At 63.9% G+C, this 699-nt stretch carries 1 protein-coding gene and 1 tRNA gene; both read right to left on the bottom strand.

All coding sequences use genetic code 11. The features are described from left to right. Positions 1-75: 75 nt before the first annotated feature. Positions 76-151 (bottom strand) — tRNA-Asn (locus OR16_RS39210). A gap of 131 nt (positions 152-282) precedes the next feature. Continuing rightward, the coding region (locus OR16_RS39205; protein WP_006165096.1) for a Bug family tripartite tricarboxylate transporter substrate binding protein at positions 283-699 on the bottom strand (417 nt) is incomplete at its 5' end.

Here is a 699-nt window from a genome sequence, read left to right as displayed (position 1 = left end):
CGGGAGACGAGGCTCGAACTCGCGACCTAAACCTTGGCAAGGTTGCGCTCTACCAACTGAGCTACTCCCGCTTTTTGGCTCCCCGACCTGGGCTCGAACCAGGGACCTACGGATTAACAGTCCGGCGCTCTACCAACTGAGCTATCGGGGAACAAGTTCCGTCAGAAACGGAGGCCGGATTGTACAACAGCCTTTTGCGTTTTTGAATAGTTTTTTTTGCGCCAAGTGCATGTCGGACGCGATCCTCTCGCTTCTGACCGTGGTCCGGCCCCCGCCCCAGGCTTAGTCGAGCTTGATGTTGAGATCGCGGATTAGCTTGTGCCAGCGCGTGGTTTCGTTGCGCAGCAGCTCGGCATACTGCGCCGGCGAACTGCCCACCGGCTCCACGCCGAAGTCCACCAGCCGCTTGTTCACGGCCGGCTCCTTGATGGCGGCCACTACCTGCTTGTTCAGCTGGGCGATCACTTCCGGCGGCGTGGCGGCCGGGGCCACCATGCCGACGAGCGCGGCGGCCTCCACATTCTTCAGTCCCGCCTCGGCAAAGGTCGGTACGTCAGGCAGTTGCGCAAGGCGCGTCGCATTGGCCACCGCCAGCGCCCTGACCTTGCCGCCCTTGATAAAACCAGCGCCCGAGGCAAGGTCCACCATCATGGCCGGCACCTGCCCGCCGGCCACGTCGGCCAGCGCGGGCGCCGCGCC

This window comes from Cupriavidus basilensis OR16 (genome assembly GCF_000243095.1).
In the GTDB taxonomy this organism is placed as follows: domain Bacteria; phylum Pseudomonadota; class Gammaproteobacteria; order Burkholderiales; family Burkholderiaceae; genus Cupriavidus; species Cupriavidus basilensis_D.
This window is presented reverse-complemented; position numbering and strand designations above follow the sequence as displayed.